The sequence below is a fragment of the Streptomyces sp. NPDC006332 genome, assembly GCF_040612855.1.
Classification (GTDB): Bacteria; Actinomycetota; Actinomycetes; order Streptomycetales; family Streptomycetaceae; genus Streptomyces.
In genome coordinates this window covers 90,689-108,819 of sequence record NZ_JBEXRA010000009.1, presented here as the reverse complement: position 1 = coordinate 108,819, position 18,131 = coordinate 90,689, and the positions used below count along the sequence as shown (strand labels likewise).

The window sequence follows — 18,131 nt, the reverse complement described above, 5'->3', positions numbered from 1 at the left end:
GGCGCTACCTGCGTATCCGACGGATGTGAATCGTGCCGCGACCGGTGCGCCGCGCGGTTGCGTCGAACGGCGTACCCGCCGGCCGGTCACGGCGTGCCGGGCCGTGCGGCCCGGCGCGCGAGCCTCTAATGAAATCCGACCGGAGGCACGCCACGGACGGGAAGGACGCCAGACCCATGCACGAGATGTCCGTCGCGCTGGCCGTCGTCGACCAGGTGGCAGAGGCCGCCGCGCGGGCCGGCGACGTCACGGCGGTGCGATCGGTACGACTCCAGGTGGGCGAACTGGCCGGTGTGGTACCCGACGCGCTCGCCTTCTCCTTCGAACTGGCCTGCGCCGGAACCCTGCTGGAAGGCGCCGAACTGGTCACCGAGGCGGTGCCGGGGCGGGCCCGCTGCACGCCCTGCGCACACGACTGGGCCGTCGGCATGCCACCCCGGCTGACCTGCCCCGAGTGCGGCGGCACGCGGACCGACCTGCTGACCGGCCGGGAGCTGCAGATCATCGACGTGCAATGGGAGGACGGCGGCCTTCCGCACGCGCCCACCCGCGAACCGATCTCCGAGGAGCGCTGAACCATGTGTCGTGTCGTCGACCTGCGCCAGGCCGTACTCGCGAAGAACGACGCGAGCGCCCAGGAACTGCGCGCCCACCTCACGGCCCGAGGCACCGCGGTCGTCAACCTGCTGTCCAGTCCCGGCAGTGGCAAGACCGCGCTGCTGGAGCAAGAGCTGCTGCGGGCACGCGAGCGGTCCGTTCCGGTCGCGGCGCTGAGCGCCGACCTGGCCACCGAGAACGACGCGGCCCGCCTCGCGCGTTCGGGCGTCCCGGTCAAGCAGGTGCTCACCGACGGACTGTGTCATCTGGAGGCGGGGATGCTCGCCGGGCACCTGGACGGGTGGCTGCCCGACGACACGCGGCTGCTGTTCGTGGAGAACGTCGGCAACCTGGTCTGCCCGGCCTCCTACGACCTGGGGGAGACCCTGAGGGTCACCCTCGCCTCCGTGACGGAGGGCGAGGACAAGCCGCTCAAGTACCCCACCGCCTTCGGCCTCGCCCACCTGGTGGTGGTCACCAAGACCGACATCGCCGAGGCCGTCGAGTTCGACGAGGCCGCGTTCCGCGCGAACGTGGAGCAGGTCAACCCGGGAGTCGAGGTGGTCCTGACCTCGGCGCGCCGCGGGCAGGGAGTCGGCGCGCTGCTCGACAGGGCGCTGGCCGCCGCGGACGGCGCACCCGTCCACGCGCCGGTCATGGCCCGGCTGTCCCATCACCACGGCCACACGCACGAGACCGACGGTCACCCGCACGAGCCCGACACGCACACGCACCCGGAAGCCACCGGCACGATGGCCCACACCCACTCGTGAGCGGTCCGCAGGCCCCGACCGCCGTCGCCGAGGACACCACCCCGCGACGCCGCCGGGTGACCGTCCGGGGAGTGGTGCAGGGGGTCGGCTTCCGGCCCTACCTGTACGGCCTCGCCACCGAACTCGCGCTGGCCGGACACGTGACCAACACTCCAGAAGGTGTCGTCGTGGAGGTCGAGGGCACCGCCTCGGCCGTGGCCCGGTTCTGCGACCGGATCGCCGCCCAGGCACCCCCGCTGGCCCGCGTGGAGTCCGTCCACCACCGGGAGGTTCCTCCGGCCGGCGGGACCGCGTTCACCATCCTCACCTCCCGCACGGACGGACCGGCCCGCACCCTGGTCTCCCCGGACTGCGCCACCTGCGCCGACTGCCTCGCCGAGCTGTCCGACCCGGCGGACCGGCGCTACCGCCACCCGTTCGTCAACTGCACCCACTGCGGCCCACGCTTCACGATCGTCACCGGCGTGCCGTACGACCGGGCCCACACCACCATGGCCGGCTTCGCGATGTGCGCCGACTGCGCCCATGAGTACGCGGATCCGGCCGACCGCCGCTTCCACGCGCAGCCGGTCGCCTGCCCCGCGTGCGGGCCGCGTCTGCGGCTGCTGGCCCCGCGGTCCGAGCACGTCACGGGGGCGGACCCGGTCGGTGACGCCCGCGCACTGCTGTCCGCCGGCGCCATCCTCGCCGTGAAGGGACTGGGCGGCTACCACCTGGCGTGCGACGCCACCAACGAGTCGGCGGTCGCCCTCCTACGACGCCGCAAGGCACGCGGCGACAAGCCGTTCGCCCTCATGGCCAGGACCGCGGACGACGTCCGTCACCTCGTCCGGCTGAGTCCCGAGGAGCGGAACCTGCTCGAAGGACGGGCCAGGCCGGTCGTCCTGCTGCGGCGGCGTCCGCACCCCTCGTCCCCGGCCGGGGACCCGAGACCCGCCGAGGCCGTGGCGCCCGGCAGCCCCGACCTCGGGGTGATGCTGCCGTACACGCCCCTGCACCATCTGCTGCTCGGCCTGCCCGGCGACCCGGACGGACCCCGGCTGCTCGTCATGACCAGCGGCAACGTCTCCGGTGAGCCGATCGTCACCGACGACGCCGAGGCGTTGGAACGGCTCGCGCACCTGGCCGACGCCTGGCTCACCCACGACCGGCCGATCCACGTCCCGTGCGACGACTCCGTGGTCCGCGTCTGCGACGGGGAACCGTTGGTGATCCGCCGCTCCCGTGGATACGCGCCGCTGCCCCTCTCCCTCCCGGTGCCGGTGCGGCCGGCCCTCGCCGTCGGCGGAGACCTGAAGAACGCCTTCTGTCTCGGGGCGGGCCGCCGGGCATGGCTGTCGGCGCACATCGGCGACATGGACGACGTCGGTACGCAGCGGGCCTTCGAGCGCGCGACGGCGCAACTGGAGTCCATCACGGGGGTGCGGCCCGAGACGCTGGCGTCCGACCGGCATCCCGGCTACCGCTCCGCCCGGTGGGCCGACCGGAACGCGGCGCAGCGGCCCGTGGTGCGGGTACAGCACCATCACGCGCACGTCGCCGCCGCGATGGCCGAGCACGGGCTCGACGGTACCCGGGCGGTGATCGGCGTCGCCTTGGACGGCACCGGCCACGGGGACGACGGCGCCGTGTGGGGCGGGGAGTTCCTGCTTGCGGACTACGACCGCTTCACCCGGTTCGGGCACCTCAAGTACGTTCCGCTGCCCGGTGGCGACGCCGCGGTCCGACGGCCCTACCGCATGGCGCTGGCCCATCTCTGGGCGGCCGGGATCGACTGGTCCGCCGACCTGGCCTGTACGACCGCCTGCCCTCCCGACGAACTCCGCCTGCTGCGAAGGCAGTTGGAGCGCGGCCTGAACTGTGTTCCCACGTCCAGCATGGGCCGGCTCTTCGACGTCGTGTCCTCTCTGGCGGGGGTGTGCCACCGCGCCGGATACGAGGCGCAGGCCGCCGTCGAGCTGGAGGGCGCTGCTGTGCACGCACCCGCCGAGGACACCACCGCGTACGCCTTCGCCCTGCACCCCCCGGAGGAGAGCGGGGACGGCGCGGTGCGGGCCGATCCGGCACCCGTACTCGCGGCGATCGTCGGTGACCTGCGCGCGGGCGTCGAGACCGCCCTGGTCGCGGCTCGTTTCCACCGGGCCGTGAGCGGCCTGGTCCACCGGATCTGCGCGCGGGCCCGGGAGCGGCACGGGCTGGACACGGTCGCCCTGACCGGCGGCGTCTTCGCGAACACGCTGCTCTCCTCGGCCTGCGCCACCACCCTGCGCGAGGACGGCTTCACGGTCCTGCGGCACCACCTGGTGCCGCCGGGCGACGGCGGCCTGGCCCTGGGCCAGTTGATGGTGGCCGCCCGGACCACTCCCACCGACTGACCACGCGCGACCCACAGCGAGGAGAGGCTCATGTGCCTGGCGGTACCCGGCAGAGTGCTGGACATCGAGGAACGGGACGGCACCCGGATGGCCACCGTCGACTTCGGCGGCGTGGTCAAGGAGGTGTGCCTGGAGTACCTGCCCGACCTCCAGGTCGGCGAGTACGCCATCGTCCACGTCGGGTTCGCCCTGCAACGGCTGGACGAGGAGTCGGCACGACACACCCTCGAACTCTTCGCCGAACTCGGCCTGCTGCAGGAGGAGTTCGGCGACCCCTGGGAAGCGGCGGCGGCGGAGACGGGTTCGGCCCCGGTGGAAGAGGTGCACAACCAGTGAAGTACATCGAAGAGTTCCAGGACCCGGAGCTGGCGCGCCGGCTCCTCGACGACATCCACGCCACCGTCACCAGGCCGTGGGCGCTGATGGAGGTGTGCGGAGGGCAGACACACAGCATCATCCGGCACGGCATCGACCAACTCCTGCCGGATGAGGTCGAGTTGATCCACGGACCCGGTTGTCCGGTGTGCGTGACCCCGCTGGAGGTCATCGACAAGGCCCTGGAGATCGCCTCCCGGCCGGAGGTGATCTTCTGCTCCTTCGGCGACATGCTGCGCGTGCCGGGCACCGGACGGGACCTGTTCCAGGTCCGCGGGGAGGGCGGTGACGTCCGTGTCGTCTACTCGCCGCTCGACGCGCTGCGGATCGCGCGGCAGAACCCGGACCGTGAGGTGGTGTTCTTCGGCATCGGCTTCGAGACCACCGCACCACCCAACGCCATGACGGTCCATCAGGCCCGGAAGCTGGGCATCGGCAACTTCAGCATGCTGGTGTCCCATGTCCGGGTACCGCCGGCCATCGAGGCGATCATGTCGTCGCCGAGCTGCCGGGTGCAGGGCTTCCTCGCGGCCGGACACGTCTGCAGCGTGATGGGCATGGGGGAGTACCCGGAACTGGCAGAACGCTTCCGGGTTCCGATCGTCGTGACCGGTTTCGAGCCACTGGACATCCTCGAAGGGGTGCGCCGGGCCGTTGGCCAGCTGGAACGCGGGGAGCACACCGTCGACAACGCCTACGCCCGTGCCGTCCGACCGGAGGGCAACCCGGCCGCCCGCGCCATGCTGGAGGACGTCTTCGAGGTCACCGACCGTGCCTGGCGCGGCATCGGGGTGATCCCCGACAGCGGCTGGCGGCTGTCGTCGAAGTACCGCGACCACGACGCCGAGCACCGCTTCTCGGTCGACGGCATCCGGACCGAGGAGCCGGCCGAGTGCCGCAGCGGCGAGGTCCTGCAGGGACTGCTCAAGCCGCACGAGTGCGAGGCCTTCGGCACCCTGTGCACCCCCCGCACCCCGCTCGGAGCCACCATGGTCTCCAGCGAGGGCGCCTGCGCCGCGTACTACCTCTACCGGAGGCTGGACATGCCCGCCGCCAAGACCCGGGAGGCGACCCCCGTTGTCTGACACCACCGATCTTCCCGCCCCCGCCGCCCTGGACGTCGAAGGGTGGACCTGTCCGGCGCCGCTGCGTGACCGGCCCCGCGTCGTCATGGGCCACGGCGGCGGTGGGGTCCTCTCCGGCGAACTGGTCCAGCAGATCTTCGCGCCCGCCTTCGGGGGCGAGGTGCTCGCCCAGATGGGTGACGCGGCCGTGCTGTCCCTGGGCGGTGCCCGGCTGGCGTTCTCCACCGACTCCTACGTGGTGCGGCCGCTCTTCTTCCCCGGCGGCTGCATCGGCGACCTGGCGGTCAACGGCACCGTCAACGACCTCGCCATGAGCGGCGCCCGTGCCGCCTACCTGTCCTGCGGGTTCATCCTGGAGGAGGGCGTCGAGCTGGACGTCCTCACGCGGGTGTCCGAGGCGCTGGGGGCGGCCGCGCGCACCGCCGGCGTGGAGGTGGCCACCGGGGACACCAAGGTGGTGGAGGCCGGACACGGCGACGGGATCTACATCAACACCGCGGGCATCGGTCTCGTCCCGGCGGGCGTCGATCTGCGTCCGCAGCGGGTCGTCCCCGGCGATGTCGTGATCGTCAGCGGTGCCATCGGTCTGCACGGGGTGGCGGTCATGAGCGTCCGGGAGGGCCTGGAGTTCGGAGTGGAGATCAAGAGCGACTGCGCGCCGCTCGGCGGCCTGGTCGACGCCATGCTCGCCGTCACCCCGGATCTGCACGTACTGCGCGACCCCACCCGGGGCGGCCTGGCGGCCTCGCTCAACGAGATCGCGCAGGCCTCGTGCACCGGGGTGGTGGTCCGGGAACGCGAGGTCCCGGTCCCGCCGGCCGTGGCCAATGCCTGCGCCATCCTCGGCCTGGACCCCATGTACATCGCCAACGAGGGCAAGCTGGTCGCCTTCGTCCCGCGTGAGCACGCCGGCGCGGTCCTCGACGCGATGCGGGCCCATCCGCTGGGAGCGGACTCCGTGATCATCGGTGAGGCCGTCGAGGAGCATCCCGGCATGGTCGTGGCCCGGACCGGCCTCGGGGGAACACGGGTGGTCGATCTGCCGATCGGGGAGCAGCTGCCGCGGATCTGCTGACCGGGGTGCCGCTCGCCGAGGGCCCGACCGTCCGTGCCCCGAACAGCCGTCAGGGCCCGCCCGGCACGATCCGCCGGAGGGGCCCTGACCTGGTCATGGTCAGCGCTCGGACGGCGGGTCCTGCGGGTCCACGCCGGACTTGGCGGAGGCGTCCCGGGTGCCGCTGGGCCGCCGGGAACGGCCCCTGCGTCCGGTGTCCCGCTTCCCCTTCTCGTCCGCGTCGCCGTACTCCTCGCCGCGCGCACTGCGACTGTCGACCGTGTCGCCGGGAACGGACTTCTTCTCCTCCGCGGACTCCTGCCGGCCCGGACCCTTCTCGCCGGCCTCCTCCGCACGGAAGGAGCGGCGGGCGCTCGGGTTGTCCTGTTGCCGTTTCTCGTCCACGTCGGGCGACCAGCCGTGCTGGCCGGTCCCCTGATGACGGCTGGGGCCCTTTCCGTGCGGTGGCTCGGACGAAGGGGATTTCTTGGGCATGGTCCGACCTGCCTGTTCATGGTCAGTGGGGGACGCACGATCACGCGTCGCCAGAACAGGTCAATTATCCCTTATCGATAAATTTCGAGCATGTCGTGGCTGTTCCTGGTCCGCCGTGGATGTCCACCATCGAGGTCGCGGCGCCCGGCGGCCGGAAAGCGGTGCTGAACCTGTGGGGAACCTGAGAATTTGTGTGCCCTCTACAGTGCCCGGGCAGACGCCGCCCTTATGAGCACCCCCCACCGGAGCACGGTAGACAAGCCCGCGGAGCAGAGCCTGGGCGGGCGAGTGGTGCCCCCCTTCGTCCCCATGCCGACGCCACGGCGCAGAAGCGGCGGACGTGGCTTTTCGTCGGCGCTGCGCGGCGGGCGGGTGGCGGGGCTCGACGGATTGCGGACCGTCGCCGTGGTGCTGGTGATCGTCTATCACCTGGAGCCGGACGCCGTGCCCGGAGGGTCGGTGGCCGTGGACGTCTTCTTCACGATCAGCGGGTTCGTCATCACCCGGCTGCTGCTCGCCGAGTACGCCCGTACCGGCAGCGTCGACCTGCGGTCGTTCTACCGGCGGCGCTGGCTGCGGCTGGGGCCGGCCATGCTGGTGATGTGCGCGGTCACCGCCCTGCTCTCGGTGGCGCTCCCGCTGCCGCTGTTCGACGGGGCGTGGGCGGCGGCGGCGCTGGCCGCGGCCTCGGTGGTCAATCTCGTACGGGCCGGGGAGCCCGGACCCTACTCGGACCTCACGGCGCCGCTCAGCCACACCTGGTCGCTGGGAGTGGAGGAACAGTTCTATCTGGCCTGGCCGCTCGTGCTGCTGGTGCTGCTGCGGAACGCGACGGCGCGGACCGTGCTGGGCTGGGTGGCGGCCCTGTGCGTCCTGCCCTTGCTCTGGCGGGCGGTGCTGTGGGACCCCACGGCGGCGCACCGCATCTACAACGGCCCCGACACCCGCGCCGACCAGCTCCTCGTGGGAGCGCTGCTGGCCGTCGCCTTGGCCCGACTGCGGGCCGACGACCCCCGACTGGCGCTGTTGCGTCGCTGGGTGGGACGGTTGTGCTGGCCCGCGCTCGCGCTGCTGGGGCTGATCGCCTGGCAGGTCCCGATCACCGAGGCGAGCGGCTGGAACCCCGTGTGGTTCACGGTCGGGTTCCTGGCCGCCGCGGTTCTGTCGGCCGTGGTGGTGGCCGCGCTGGAGCTGTGCCCGGGGGCGTGGCCCTCCCGGTTGCTGTCCGTGTCCGCGGCGGTGTGGGTGGGGCGCAACCTCAGCTATGGGATGTACCTGTGGCACTACCCCGTCATCAGGTTGCTGTCCGACCTCGGCGTGCAGGGCGGCCGGTTGCTTCCCGCCGGGTTGGCGGCGACGGTCGCTGCGGCTCTCGCCTCGTACGTCCTCGTCGAACGGCCCTTGTCCCGACGTGACCGCTCCCGCGTACGACGACCGCTGGAGCCGGTCGCCGCCCCGGCGCGTCCACCAGCCCTGTGACCAAGCATCGTGAGGCGGGCCAAGGTCTCTCGCACGTGGCGTCGAGGCAAATTCATGTGACAGACACGGCGCGGGCAACTGTACTTCCCCCGTGGTCGACTACAGGCAACAGCACAGCGCGGACTGGCTCCGTCACTTCGCGCACCGCGGACATCACGCGGCCCGACCCTTGGCGGCCGGGGTCGAGGGCGCCGTCTACCGGCTCGACGAGGGCATGGTCGCCAAAGTGTGGAGCGGCAGACCACCGGCCGACCTCACCCTGACCCGCCAGGTGTACGCGGACATCGCTCGCCACCCCTTGCCCTTCGCCACACCGGACATCGTCGAGGTCGAGGAACACGAGGGCGTCCTCGTCACCTACGAACGTGAGCTGCCGGGATCACCCTTCGCCCAGGACTCACCGGCCCGACCCGAAGAACCCGACGTGCCCGGTGAGGAGACCGACGCTCTCCTCACCGTCCTGAGCGCACTGGCCACCGTCCCGGGCACCAAGGCCATGCGACAGCTCACCGTCCAAGGCGACGACCGCCCACTCTGGGCGGGCCACACACGCTTCCCCGACGCCCTCGCCGGCCTCGTCGAACGCGCCGTACGCCGTCGCGGCAACGTGCTCGACGCCCATGTCACCGACCTTCCCGCGAAGGTCGCACGAGCCGTTCAGTCACTGAGAGCGCTGCCCGACACCGCCGTCACCGTCATCCACGGCGATCTCGTGCCGCCCAACCTGCATGTCGACGACCGGGGCCACCCCGTCGCCCTCCTCGACTTCGGTTTCTTCACCACCGCGGGCGACCCCGCCTTCGAGGCCGCCGTCACCGCCGCCATCTGGGACATGTACGGACCGCACGCCGAGGAGCGCACCACTGCCCTCACCCGACTCTTCGCCACCGAGCTGCACCACGACCCGGACACCCTGGCGCTCTACCAGACGGTCTACGCCCTCACCACCTCCGACCTGTTCAGCCCCGACGGCAGCGACGGCCACTTCCGCTGGTGCGCCGCCCTCCTCGATCGCGGGCCCTGGTGATCGATACAGCTAGCCGCTAGAGGTTGTCCCGTAACCAGTGGTGCGGCTGGGGCGTTGGTCGGGCATGGGTGGGGTGATCTCTGCAGATGATCCGAAGTGGATCGAGCCGTTTGCGGGTCTGACCGAGGGGCAGTTCGCGAGGCTGGTGGCACTGGTACGGCGCCGAGGTGGCGACGTTCAGCGTGGCCGGCCTTGGCGGCTGTCGCTCGAGGATCGGGTGTTGCTGGTGGCGACGTACTGGCGCACGAATCTCACGTTGCGGCAGGTGGCGCCGCTGTTCGGAATCTCAAAGTCCGCGGCTGACCGCATCTTGGACCATCTCGCACCGCTGCTGGCGATCTCGCCGGCCCGACGGCCGCGCAAGGACACCGTCTACATCGTCGACGGCACCCTGGTGCCCACCCGCGACCGCAGCATCGCCGCCTCCAGCAAGAACTACCGGTACTCGACCAACCTGCAGGTCGTTATCGACGCCAACAGCCGCCTGGTCGTGGCCATCGGCCTCCCGCTTCCCGGCAGCCGCAACGACTGCCGGGCCTTCACGGAGTCCGGCATCGACCGCGCCTGCCGCGGAGCCCCCACCATCGCCGACGGCGGATACCAAGGCACTGGCCTCCTCATCCCGCACCGCAAACGACGAGGCCAGAGCCACCTCAGCCCATCGCAGGAGGCAGAGAACGCCGTCCATCGCCGGGCCCGAGCACGGGTGGAACACGCCCTGTCGCGGCTGAAGAACTGGAAGATTTTGCGGGACTGCCGACTCAAGGGCGACGGAGTGCACCAAGCCATGCTCGGCATCGCCCGACTCCACAACCTAGCCCTCACTGGATAACTCACACCCCATACGGGACAACCTCTAGCCGTTCCGGCCGTGCTCGGGCTCCACCGGGAGCCACAGTTCGGCGTCGGCCTCGGTCTGCTCCGGCGACAGACGGATGCGCAGGATCTCGGGGCCGGTGCGGGTGCGGTACGGGTTCGACGGGAACCACTCGGTGAACACGTCCCGCCACAGCTCCTGGATGGCCCGCGGTACCGCGCCGGAGACGGTGAACACCGCCCAGGTGCCGGCCGGGACGGCCAACGTGGTCGTGCCCTCCGGAGCGGCCGCGGAGGTGATCACGCCGTGTATGTAGTCGAGTTCGGTGCCCTCGGCGCGGCTGGGGTCCAGGTCGTCGCAGACCGCGACGACGCCGTGCGGCTCCTGGTCCGACAGCTTCTCCAGCTGCTCCAGGGTCCGCGGGTCGATCCCCCGGACAAAACTCATGATCGCCTGGTTCGGCCCCGCATGCACGAGCGGTACCCGGGCCTTGAGCCCGACGACGGTGAAGTCCGCCCTGTCCACGACGCGGTACCGCATGGTGCTGCTTCCTTCGACGGTGAGGCGGAAGGCCATCCGCGACTGGGAGTTGAGGGCGGCTCCGGTGCGCCGGGCCTCGCCCGGTCCGATGCCGTGCATGGCGCGGAACGCCCGCGCGAACGCCTCGCCGGAGCCGTAGCCGTAGCGCACCGCGATCTCCAGCAGCGTCCCACGCCCCGCGAGTACTTCGGCGCCCGCGAGGGTGAGCCTGCGGCGCCGGACGTACTCCGACAGCGGCATGCCCGCGAGCGCGGAGAACATCCGGCGCAGGTGGTACTCCGAGGTGCCCGCGAGGCGTGCCAGCTCCTCCATCTCGACGGCCTGGTCGAGATGGTCCTCGATGTGCTCCATGGCCTGGTTCAGCCGCTCCAGCATGCCCGGCCTCCTCCCTCTTTCCCCAGACCCCGGCGGATCGCGATCTCCACGGGTGAGTACGCGCCGTCGGCCCGCTCCAGTTCGTAGGGCGTGGCCGGCATCAGCGGCGGCTGGGCCATGAAGCGCGGCCGTACCCCATGGTGCGGTTGCGCCGCGTGCACCAGGAACGGATGGCACAGGAAGACGTCGCCCGGCGACCCGGTGGCGAGGGCGAGTGGCCGGTGGTCGGACGCCGCCACCAGATCGGCGGCGAGGGTCAGTCCGCTCGCCCCGTCCTCCCCGTACTTCTCCAGCACCTTCGGCACGTCGAGGTGTGAGCCGACCCGGATCCGGGTCGGGGCGTCGTCCGTACCGACCTCGCTGAACAGGAACAGCATCAGCAGCGCCCGGCCCTGGGAACGCAGATTGGTGAAGTACCAGCTCTCGCCCTCGGGCAGATAGCTGCCTTCGACGTGCCAGCCCGCGTCGTCCGGTTCCTCCTCGTGCGGGAAGCGCAGCGGGAACGTGCCCAGCGAGTAACGCGGCTCCCAGCGCCCGGCGCCGACGAGCAGGTCGTACGCGTGATGCAGCGACGGGGAGTTGGGTGCGGCGGCGAACGGCCCTTGCGCCATGCCGGCAACCCAGTGCACGGGCCGCGTCCACGTCGACGGGTCGTCCGGGGCGCAGCCCGTCTCCCGCCACAGCAGCCGCGCGCAGTCCGCGGCCACGCGCGGCGCGACGGCGCCCTCCAGCTTCACGAAGCCGTCGCGGAGGAAACGGGATACCAAGGTGGTGTCATCCATGCCCCCATCGTGCGACGACACCGGCCCCGAGCACCCGACATCCGCCGCACCGCCTTTGTCGGGTGTTCATCGAGCTCCTTCCCCCTTCCGCTCTCCCACCTATCCGCTAACATAGCCTAATTAGCTAGATGAATATCCTAGTGGTGTCGAGGAGTGGCCGTGGACTTCGGGCTGACCGACGAGCAGGACCTGTTGCGGGCGACGGCACGGGAGTTCGTGGCCGACGTGTGCCCGGCCGAGAAGGCCAAACTGTGGGACGAGGAGGGCGTCGTACCGCCCGAACTGTTCCGGGGCATGGCCGACCTGGGGTGGTTCTCGCTGCCGTTCAGCGAGGACGAGGGCGGGGACGGCGGGGGGCCGCTGGAGCTGATCCTGATCGCCGAGGAACTCGGGCGCGCCAGCTTCGACGTCGCCATGTGCTACATCGGCGTACTCATCCCCGGGATCACCGTGTTCCGCTGGGGCAGCGAGGCGCAGCGCGACTTCATCCGCGAGCAGGTGATGACGGGGCGTCACCGGCTGGCCGTCGGCCTGAGCGAACCGGACAGCGGGTCGGACGCCGCGGCCCTGCGCACCACGGCCGAGGACCACGGGGACCACTTCCTCGTCCGCGGGCAGAAGGCGTGGTGCACCGGTGGCGGTCTGCCGGACACGACCATCGCGACCTACGTACGCACCGGCCCCCGCGAGCCCAAGCACGGCGGCATCAGCCTGCTGCTCGTCGACCCGGCGACCCAGGGTGTCGAAGTACGCCGGACGCCCACGCTCGCCCGGCACATCCTGGGCACCAACGAGGTCTTCTTCCATGACGCCCTGGTGGCCAAGGAGAACCTCGTCGGCCCGCGCGACGAGGGCTGGAAAGTCATGCTCTCCAACATCGAACTGGAGAAGGTGATCATCACCGGCGGTTATCTCGGCGCCGCCCAGGCCACCCTCGACGAGATGCTGGAGTACGCCCGCACCCGGCACGCCTTCGGCCGGCCGATCGGCAACTTCCAGGCACTGGCCCACGCCATGGCCGATCTGCAGACCGAGATCGACTCGGCCCGGCTGCTCGCGTACCGCGCGGCCTGGCTGCTCGCCCAGGGCAGACCGTGCACACGGGAGGGCTCGATGGCGAAACTGAAGGGCTCGGAGACCTATGTGGCGGCGGCCAGGCTCGGGATGCAGGTCTGCGCGGGCCACGGCTTCTCCACGGAGAGTGTGATGAGTTTCCGCTACCGGGAGTCCATCGTCGCCACCATCTCCGGAGGGACCAGTCAGATCCAGCGCAACGGCATCGCCCGCAGCATGGGGCTCAGGTCCTACTGAGCCCCGCCGCCCGTGTCCTGCTGGGCCAGCCACTCGTTGTGCCGGTCGAAATGGCCCCGGTCCCGGGTCACCCAGATCCCGGAGGCCCGGGCCAGCACGGCCCGGGTCGGCAGCAGCACCATCTCGCCCGCGATGTACCAGCGCCTGCCCTCCCGCTTCTCCACCCACGCCCGGACCTCCAGCGGCCGCCCCACTGGCACCGGCTTCACGAAACTCACGCTCAGTTCCGCGGTGACGCTCAACACCCGGTGCAGCAGCGGCAGATGGCCGAGGCAGTCGTCGAGGACGGCCGCGGTCCAGCCCCCGTGCGCGACATCGGGCCCGCCCTCCTGATCGCGCGGGCAGGACAGCTCGAACCGTGCCGCCCCGTCCTCGTCGAGCCGCTCGTGCTCCACCCCCAGCCGACAGGAGCCGGCGGCGCGGCACGCCCCGCACAGGGCCACCCCGCCAGGGGTGCGCGGCGGCTCCTGGAAGTCCGAGCCGGCCCAGGGCCCCGTAGGTGTCGTCGCGGACATGGTGTGACTCCTCTTGTCAGGCGGCTCTTGTCAGACATCGGCCAGCAGCGGGCGCAGTTTCCCGGCGATGAGCTGGACCTGGCGGGCCACCATCTCCTCGGGCATCCCGGCCAGCGAGGCCCACAGGAACACGCCCTCCACGGGCAACCCTGCCACGTACGCCCTGATGGCATCGGCGGTGTCCTGTGGGGTGCCGTACAGGAACTGGCCCACGCCACTCGCGCGCAGCCCCGTCTCCCGCCACTTCTCGGGGTCGATGGGGCGGGGAGCGGGCTGGTCGGTCCCCTCCACCATGTACCGGCGGTAGCTGTCCCATTGGTAGGCGAGGTGCTCGCGCACCACCGGCCAGTCGCCGTCGGGGTCCTCGGTCACGAACGTGGTGAACGAGCCCTGCATCCGGGCCGCCGACCCGTCGTACCCGCTCTCGGCGAGTCCCTCCCGGTACGGCGTCAGCAGCGCCGGGTTGAGCGACAGCAGTCCCGCGCCGAGCCGGCCGGCCCGCCGGGCGCCCTGGGGACCCTGGTAGCCGAGCCAGATCGGCAGCGGATCCTGTACCGGGCCGGGCGTGACCCGGGCCTCGGCCCACAGGCCGCGGATCTCCCGGACGCGTTGGTCGGTCGTGGTGTAGCGCTTGGCGAGGTCGGCCCCGTACAGCCGGTACTCGGGCACCCGGTAGCCGGTGCCGAGCCCCAGGTCCAGGCGGCCGTCGCTGATGATGTCGACGACGGCGGCCTGTTCGGCGATCTCGGGGGCCGCGTGCAGGGGTGCCGGGATGACGGCGGTGCCCAGGCGCACCCGGTGGGTGCGGGCGGCGGCCGCGGCCGCCATGGTGAGCGGCTGCGGGAGGTACCCGTCCTCGAAGCCGTGGTGTTCGGAGAACCACACCGAGTCGATGCCGAGCCGGTCCGCCTCCTCGCACATCTCCAGGGCGAACCCGTACACCCGCGACCAACTCCGCTGCCACGGCGGCGGGTTGCGCAGATCGAAGTAGATGCCGACCTTCACGAGAGGCCTCCTGTCGGGTTGGCCGCGAGTCGGATCGTCGCGCGTGCGACGGCCACTCCGTCCCCGGGCCGCAGCAGTCGTACCGGGCGCAGTTCCAGCGCCTCGATCTCCGGGAGGTCCTCCACCATCGCCGAGATCCGCAGGACGGTCTCCTCAAGGGCCGCCAGATCCACCCCCGGACCGCCCACCCGGCCGTCCAGCAGCGGGGCGGCCCGCAACGAGCGGACCATCTCCCGGGCGTCGCGGTCGCTGAGCGGGGTGACGCGGTGAGCGACGTCCGCCATCAAATCGGCGTAGTCCCCGGTGAGACCGAAGGAGACCACCGGACCGAAGACCGGATCGGCGCCGACGGTGAGGAACCCGTCCGGACCCGGACCCGGACGGGCGTCGCGTACGGCGATGCCGTACGCGGCCAGCAACTCGGCGGCCACCGCTGCCGGGACCGGGCCGGGGTCGCACGCGGCGACCAGCGACCGGGCGCGCTCGGTGTCGACATCCGGGAGATCCGGTACGACGCCCGCCGGAGTACCGCGCCAGGCCTGGTAGGCCGCCGCGTGTCCGAGTGAGGCGGCCGCCGCCTCCGGGAACGTGTACGTCGGGACCACCAGGTCGCCCCGGTGCAGGAGATCGGCGACGCCGGCGCCGCCCAGGAAACTGGCCACCACCGTCTTGTCGGGCCGGGCCGCGGCCGCGTCCAGGATCGCCGACGCCACCTCGTCGGGCTTGTCCGCCAGCGGCGGCATGAACAGTACGATCGCCGCGTCGACGCCGTCGTCGGCCAGGACCGCGTCCAGCGCCTGCCGGTAGTGCGCGGCGGTGGCCTTGGGGGTCAGGTCGACCGGGTTGGCGACCTCGCAGTGGGGTCCGAGCGCCGACCGCAGCTGTCGCTGGGTGCGGTCGCCGAGTGCGGGTACGCGCAACCCGCTCGCCGCGCACGCCCCGACCGTCAGCGCCGCCGGCCCGCCCGCGTTGGTGATCACGGCGACCCGGTCGCCCGGCGGGGGAGGTTGGTGGGCGAGCAGCAGAGCGACGTCGAACAGTTCCTGGAGGCTACGGGTGCGGATCACCCCGGACTGGGCGAACAGCGAACTCACCGCCGAGTCCGCGAGGCCCGGATGGACCGCGACGATCGGCTTGCGCGGTGCGATACGGCGGGCGACGCGCGCGAACCGGCGCGGATTGCCGAAGGTCTCGACGTGCAGCAGGATCACCGAGGTCGCCGGGTCCTCCTCCCACCACTGGAGCAGATCGTTGGTGGACACGTCCACGGCGTGCCCCACCGACACGAACCCCGAGAAGCCGAGCCGCAGCCGCCGGGCGAAGTCGAGCACCGCGAGTCCCAGCGGCCCGGACTGGCTGGACATCGCCACCCGGCCGGGCGTCGGCAGGGCGGGCGAGAAGGTCGCGGCAAGCCGCGCGGCGGGCGTCGTGTTGACCACGCCCATGCAGTTCGGGCCCACCAGCCGCATCCCGGAGGCACGGGCGAAACGGGCCAGTTCCAGCTCCGTCGCCCGCCCCTCCGCTCCTCTCTCCCCGAAGCCCGTCGACACGACGACCACCGCCTTGACCCCCGCGTCCGCACACTCCCGCACGACCTCGGGCACGGCTTCGGCCCGTACGGCGACCAGCGCCAGGTCCGGCGCCTCGGGCAGGGCACCGACGCGGGGATACGCCCGCGCCCCGGCGATCTGCTCGGCGCGCGGGTTGACCGGGAACACGCTGCCTTCGAAGCCGCCCCGCAGCAGGTTGGCCACGAGCTCGTGGCCGATCGTCAGCGGGTCGCGGTTGGCGCCGATCACCGCCACCGACCGGGGTTCGAGCAGCGGCCGCAGGGAACGCCGTACGGCCGTGTGTTCGCGACGCTCGGCCCGGGCGACGGCCAGGGTCTGCGGGTCGATGGCGATCTCGAAGTGGATGATCTGCCCGGGCGGCCCGGCCTCGACGCGGTAGCCGGAGCCGAGGAACACGTTGATCATCCGGGTGTTGTCGGCGAGGACGTCGGCTTCCAGTACCCGGATGCCCCGGGCGCGGGCGGCGGCGGCGATGTGCTCCAGCAGGAGCCTGCCGAACCCCTCGCTCTGGTGGTCGTCCCGGATGGTGAAGGTGACCTCGGCGTGCTCGGGTTCCTCGGGGTCGCGGACGTAGCGGACCAGGCCGGCGATCTCGTCGCCGGCCAGAGCGACGAGCGCCAGCTCGTTGAGGTAGTCGACGTGCGCGCCGCGCCGGATGACGTCGTCGCGGGCGCGGACCACCGGGCCGAGCGAGCGGTAGGCCAGGGTGGCCCGGGACAGGCTGCCGACGAAGGCGACCAGACGGTCGGCGTCCTCGGGCCGGACGGGCCTGAGGAAGGTGGACCGCCCGGTCCTGACCAGCCCGGGCCGTTCCAGGTCGTCGGGGTACGCGGGGGAGGGGGGAGTGGTCACCGGTGTTCCGTCGCCGACGCCGGTCAGACGGCGGCCTCCTGGGGAGTCTGCTCCGGCAGGCGGAAGAGCTCGTTGAAGGTGCCCCGGGTGACCCGCTCGCGAATGTCCTCGGACACGCCGTCGAACAGGTCGTGCAGGGTGGACTGGGTGTGGCCGTACGTGCCCTCCAGGTGGGGGTAGTCGTCGCCCCACATCACGTTGCGGTAGCCCGTCGACTCGACGATCTCCACCGAGCTCTTGTCGTGCTGGAAGGACGCGTACACCTGCTGCCTGATGATCTCGCTGGGCAGCCGGCTCAGCTTGGGCCGCACGAACATGCCGTGCTGGCGGTAGGCCTCGTCCATCCGGTCGCCGATGGCCGGCACCCAGCCCGCGCCACCTTCCGCGATGAGGATCCGCAGGTCGGGATGGCGGTCCAGCGCGCCGCCCGCGACCAGGTGGGACACCACCCGCATGCCCGGATAGGTGGTCTCCATGTAGTTGACGACCGCACCGCCGGGTCCGCGGAAGACGACGTTCTCGCCGCCCGTGCCGATGTGGAAGCCGAGCACCAGGCCGGCTCGCTCGACCGCGGTCCACAGCGGCTCCCAGCGGTCGAGGGCGTACTCCTCGCCCGGCCGGGTCGAGCACGGCAGGAAGACCGCCTGGAAGCCCAGTTCGGCGACCCGCTCGACCTCGGCGACCGCGTCGTCGATGTCGGCCGTCGAGACACACGCGGTCGTGATGACGCGCTTGTTCTTGCGGAGGATCTCGTCGTACGCCCAGTCGTTCCAGGCCCGGACGGTCTCCCGGGCCAGTTCCCGGTCGGTGATCGAGACGAGCCAGAAACCCATGGAGGGGAAGGCCAGTTGGCCCCACACGCCCTCCTGGTCGAGGTCCTTGAGCCGGACCTTCAGGTCCCAGGCGCCCGGCGGACGCATGGCATCCATGAAGTCGCCGAGCTGACGGTCGATGCGTTCACCGTCGATGTAGAGCATCTCGTACTTCTCGCCGCGCTCACTGCGCGGCGCCCGCGCCCCGAGCCGTGCGGACAGCCTCTCGGTCCACACGTCGGCGGGTTCCATCACATGGGAGTCCCCGGAGTTGACCCAGATCTTCGTCAT

The 18,131-nt window shown here is 71.6% G+C and carries 17 protein-coding genes; 10 read left to right on the top strand and 7 right to left on the bottom strand.

What is annotated here, in order from left to right; translation table 11 throughout:
• The first annotated feature begins 176 nt into the window (after positions 1 to 176).
• From ABZ027_RS11150 to hypE, 6 genes are read left to right on the top strand one after another with little or no spacing between them, the layout of a single operon-like run.
• Positions 177 to 575: a hydrogenase maturation nickel metallochaperone HypA gene (locus ABZ027_RS11150; RefSeq protein WP_356766716.1), complete on the top strand. Its 399-nt coding sequence runs from the start codon at positions 177 to 179 to the stop codon at positions 573 to 575.
• A 3-nt stretch (positions 576 to 578) separates the two neighbouring features.
• Entirely contained in the window at positions 579 to 1,370 is a 792-nt protein-coding gene (gene hypB / locus ABZ027_RS11145; RefSeq protein WP_356766714.1) for a hydrogenase nickel incorporation protein HypB, read from the top strand.
• Positions 1,367 to 3,745, top strand: coding sequence for a carbamoyltransferase HypF (gene hypF, locus ABZ027_RS11140; protein WP_356766712.1), 2,379 nt, complete (start codon positions 1,367 to 1,369; stop codon positions 3,743 to 3,745). Before hypB ends, hypF begins: the two co-directional genes overlap by 4 nt.
• Positions 3,746 to 3,775: 30 nt before the next feature.
• Positions 3,776 to 4,081 (top strand): HypC/HybG/HupF family hydrogenase formation chaperone, encoded by a 306-nt coding sequence (locus ABZ027_RS11135; RefSeq protein WP_356766710.1) that lies wholly within the window; start codon positions 3,776 to 3,778, stop codon positions 4,079 to 4,081.
• Positions 4,078 to 5,205, top strand: coding sequence for a hydrogenase formation protein HypD (hypD, locus tag ABZ027_RS11130; protein WP_356766708.1), 1,128 nt, complete (start codon positions 4,078 to 4,080; stop codon positions 5,203 to 5,205). The genes ABZ027_RS11135 and hypD overlap by 4 nt, the downstream gene beginning before the upstream one ends.
• Positions 5,198 to 6,280: a hydrogenase expression/formation protein HypE gene (hypE, locus tag ABZ027_RS11125; protein WP_356766706.1), complete on the top strand. Its 1,083-nt coding sequence runs from the start codon at positions 5,198 to 5,200 to the stop codon at positions 6,278 to 6,280. Before hypD ends, hypE begins: the two co-directional genes overlap by 8 nt.
• 99 nt (positions 6,281 to 6,379) lie before the next feature.
• Here the strand turns inward: hypE and ABZ027_RS11120 are convergent, their stop codons facing one another.
• The gene (locus ABZ027_RS11120; protein ID WP_356766704.1) at positions 6,380 to 6,754 is read right to left on the bottom strand and encodes a hypothetical protein; all 375 of its coding nucleotides are present in this window, start codon (positions 6,752 to 6,754) and stop codon (positions 6,380 to 6,382) included.
• 309 nt (positions 6,755 to 7,063) lie between these two features.
• Here ABZ027_RS11120 and ABZ027_RS11115 point away from each other — a divergent pair, with 309 nt between their 5' ends.
• The 3 genes from ABZ027_RS11115 (at position 7,064) to ABZ027_RS11105 (ending at position 10,092) form a co-directional block, all read left to right on the top strand.
• The gene (locus ABZ027_RS11115; RefSeq protein WP_356766702.1) at positions 7,064 to 8,233 is read left to right on the top strand and encodes an acyltransferase; all 1,170 of its coding nucleotides are present in this window, start codon (positions 7,064 to 7,066) and stop codon (positions 8,231 to 8,233) included.
• Positions 8,234 to 8,324: 91 nt separating this feature from the next.
• Positions 8,325 to 9,260, top strand: a complete 936-nt coding sequence (locus tag ABZ027_RS11110) for an aminoglycoside phosphotransferase family protein (RefSeq protein ID WP_356766700.1) — start codon at positions 8,325 to 8,327, stop codon at positions 9,258 to 9,260.
• A 64-nt stretch (positions 9,261 to 9,324) separates the two neighbouring features.
• Positions 9,325 to 10,092 (top strand): transposase, encoded by a 768-nt coding sequence (locus tag ABZ027_RS11105; RefSeq protein ID WP_356766698.1) that lies wholly within the window; start codon positions 9,325 to 9,327, stop codon positions 10,090 to 10,092.
• Between the two features lie 24 nt (positions 10,093 to 10,116).
• Here ABZ027_RS11105 and ABZ027_RS11100 read toward each other — a convergent pair whose 3' ends face one another.
• Both ABZ027_RS11100 and ABZ027_RS11095 read right to left on the bottom strand, forming a co-directional pair.
• The gene (locus tag ABZ027_RS11100) at positions 10,117 to 10,992 is read right to left on the bottom strand and encodes an AraC family transcriptional regulator (RefSeq protein ID WP_356766696.1); all 876 of its coding nucleotides are present in this window, start codon (positions 10,990 to 10,992) and stop codon (positions 10,117 to 10,119) included.
• Complete coding sequence (locus tag ABZ027_RS11095) at positions 10,977 to 11,774, bottom strand: phytanoyl-CoA dioxygenase family protein (RefSeq protein ID WP_356766694.1); 798 nt, start codon at positions 11,772 to 11,774, stop codon at positions 10,977 to 10,979. The genes ABZ027_RS11100 and ABZ027_RS11095 overlap by 16 nt, the downstream gene beginning before the upstream one ends.
• Positions 11,775 to 11,933: 159 nt before the next feature.
• Here ABZ027_RS11095 and ABZ027_RS11090 point away from each other — a divergent pair, with 159 nt between their 5' ends.
• Positions 11,934 to 13,085: an acyl-CoA dehydrogenase family protein gene (locus tag ABZ027_RS11090; protein WP_356766692.1), complete on the top strand. Its 1,152-nt coding sequence runs from the start codon at positions 11,934 to 11,936 to the stop codon at positions 13,083 to 13,085.
• Here the strand turns inward: ABZ027_RS11090 and ABZ027_RS11085 are convergent.
• The 4 genes from ABZ027_RS11085 to ABZ027_RS11070 are packed head-to-tail and all read right to left on the bottom strand — an operon-like array spanning position 13,079 to position 18,131.
• Positions 13,079 to 13,600 carry a PaaI family thioesterase gene (locus ABZ027_RS11085; RefSeq protein ID WP_356766690.1) on the bottom strand — a complete coding sequence of 174 codons (522 nt, stop codon included), beginning with the start codon at positions 13,598 to 13,600 and terminating at the stop codon, positions 13,079 to 13,081. The two genes, ABZ027_RS11090 and ABZ027_RS11085, sit on opposite strands and share 7 nt — an antisense overlap.
• 30 nt (positions 13,601 to 13,630) lie before the next feature.
• The gene (locus ABZ027_RS11080; protein WP_356766688.1) at positions 13,631 to 14,605 is read right to left on the bottom strand and encodes an LLM class flavin-dependent oxidoreductase; all 975 of its coding nucleotides are present in this window, start codon (positions 14,603 to 14,605) and stop codon (positions 13,631 to 13,633) included.
• Positions 14,602 to 17,028, bottom strand: a complete 2,427-nt coding sequence (locus tag ABZ027_RS11075; protein ID WP_356766686.1) for a GNAT family N-acetyltransferase — start codon at positions 17,026 to 17,028, stop codon at positions 14,602 to 14,604. Before ABZ027_RS11075 ends, ABZ027_RS11080 begins: the two co-directional genes overlap by 4 nt.
• Positions 17,029 to 17,051: 23 nt before the next feature.
• Positions 17,052 to 18,131, bottom strand: coding sequence for an amidohydrolase family protein (locus ABZ027_RS11070; RefSeq protein WP_356766684.1), 1,080 nt, complete (start codon positions 18,129 to 18,131; stop codon positions 17,052 to 17,054).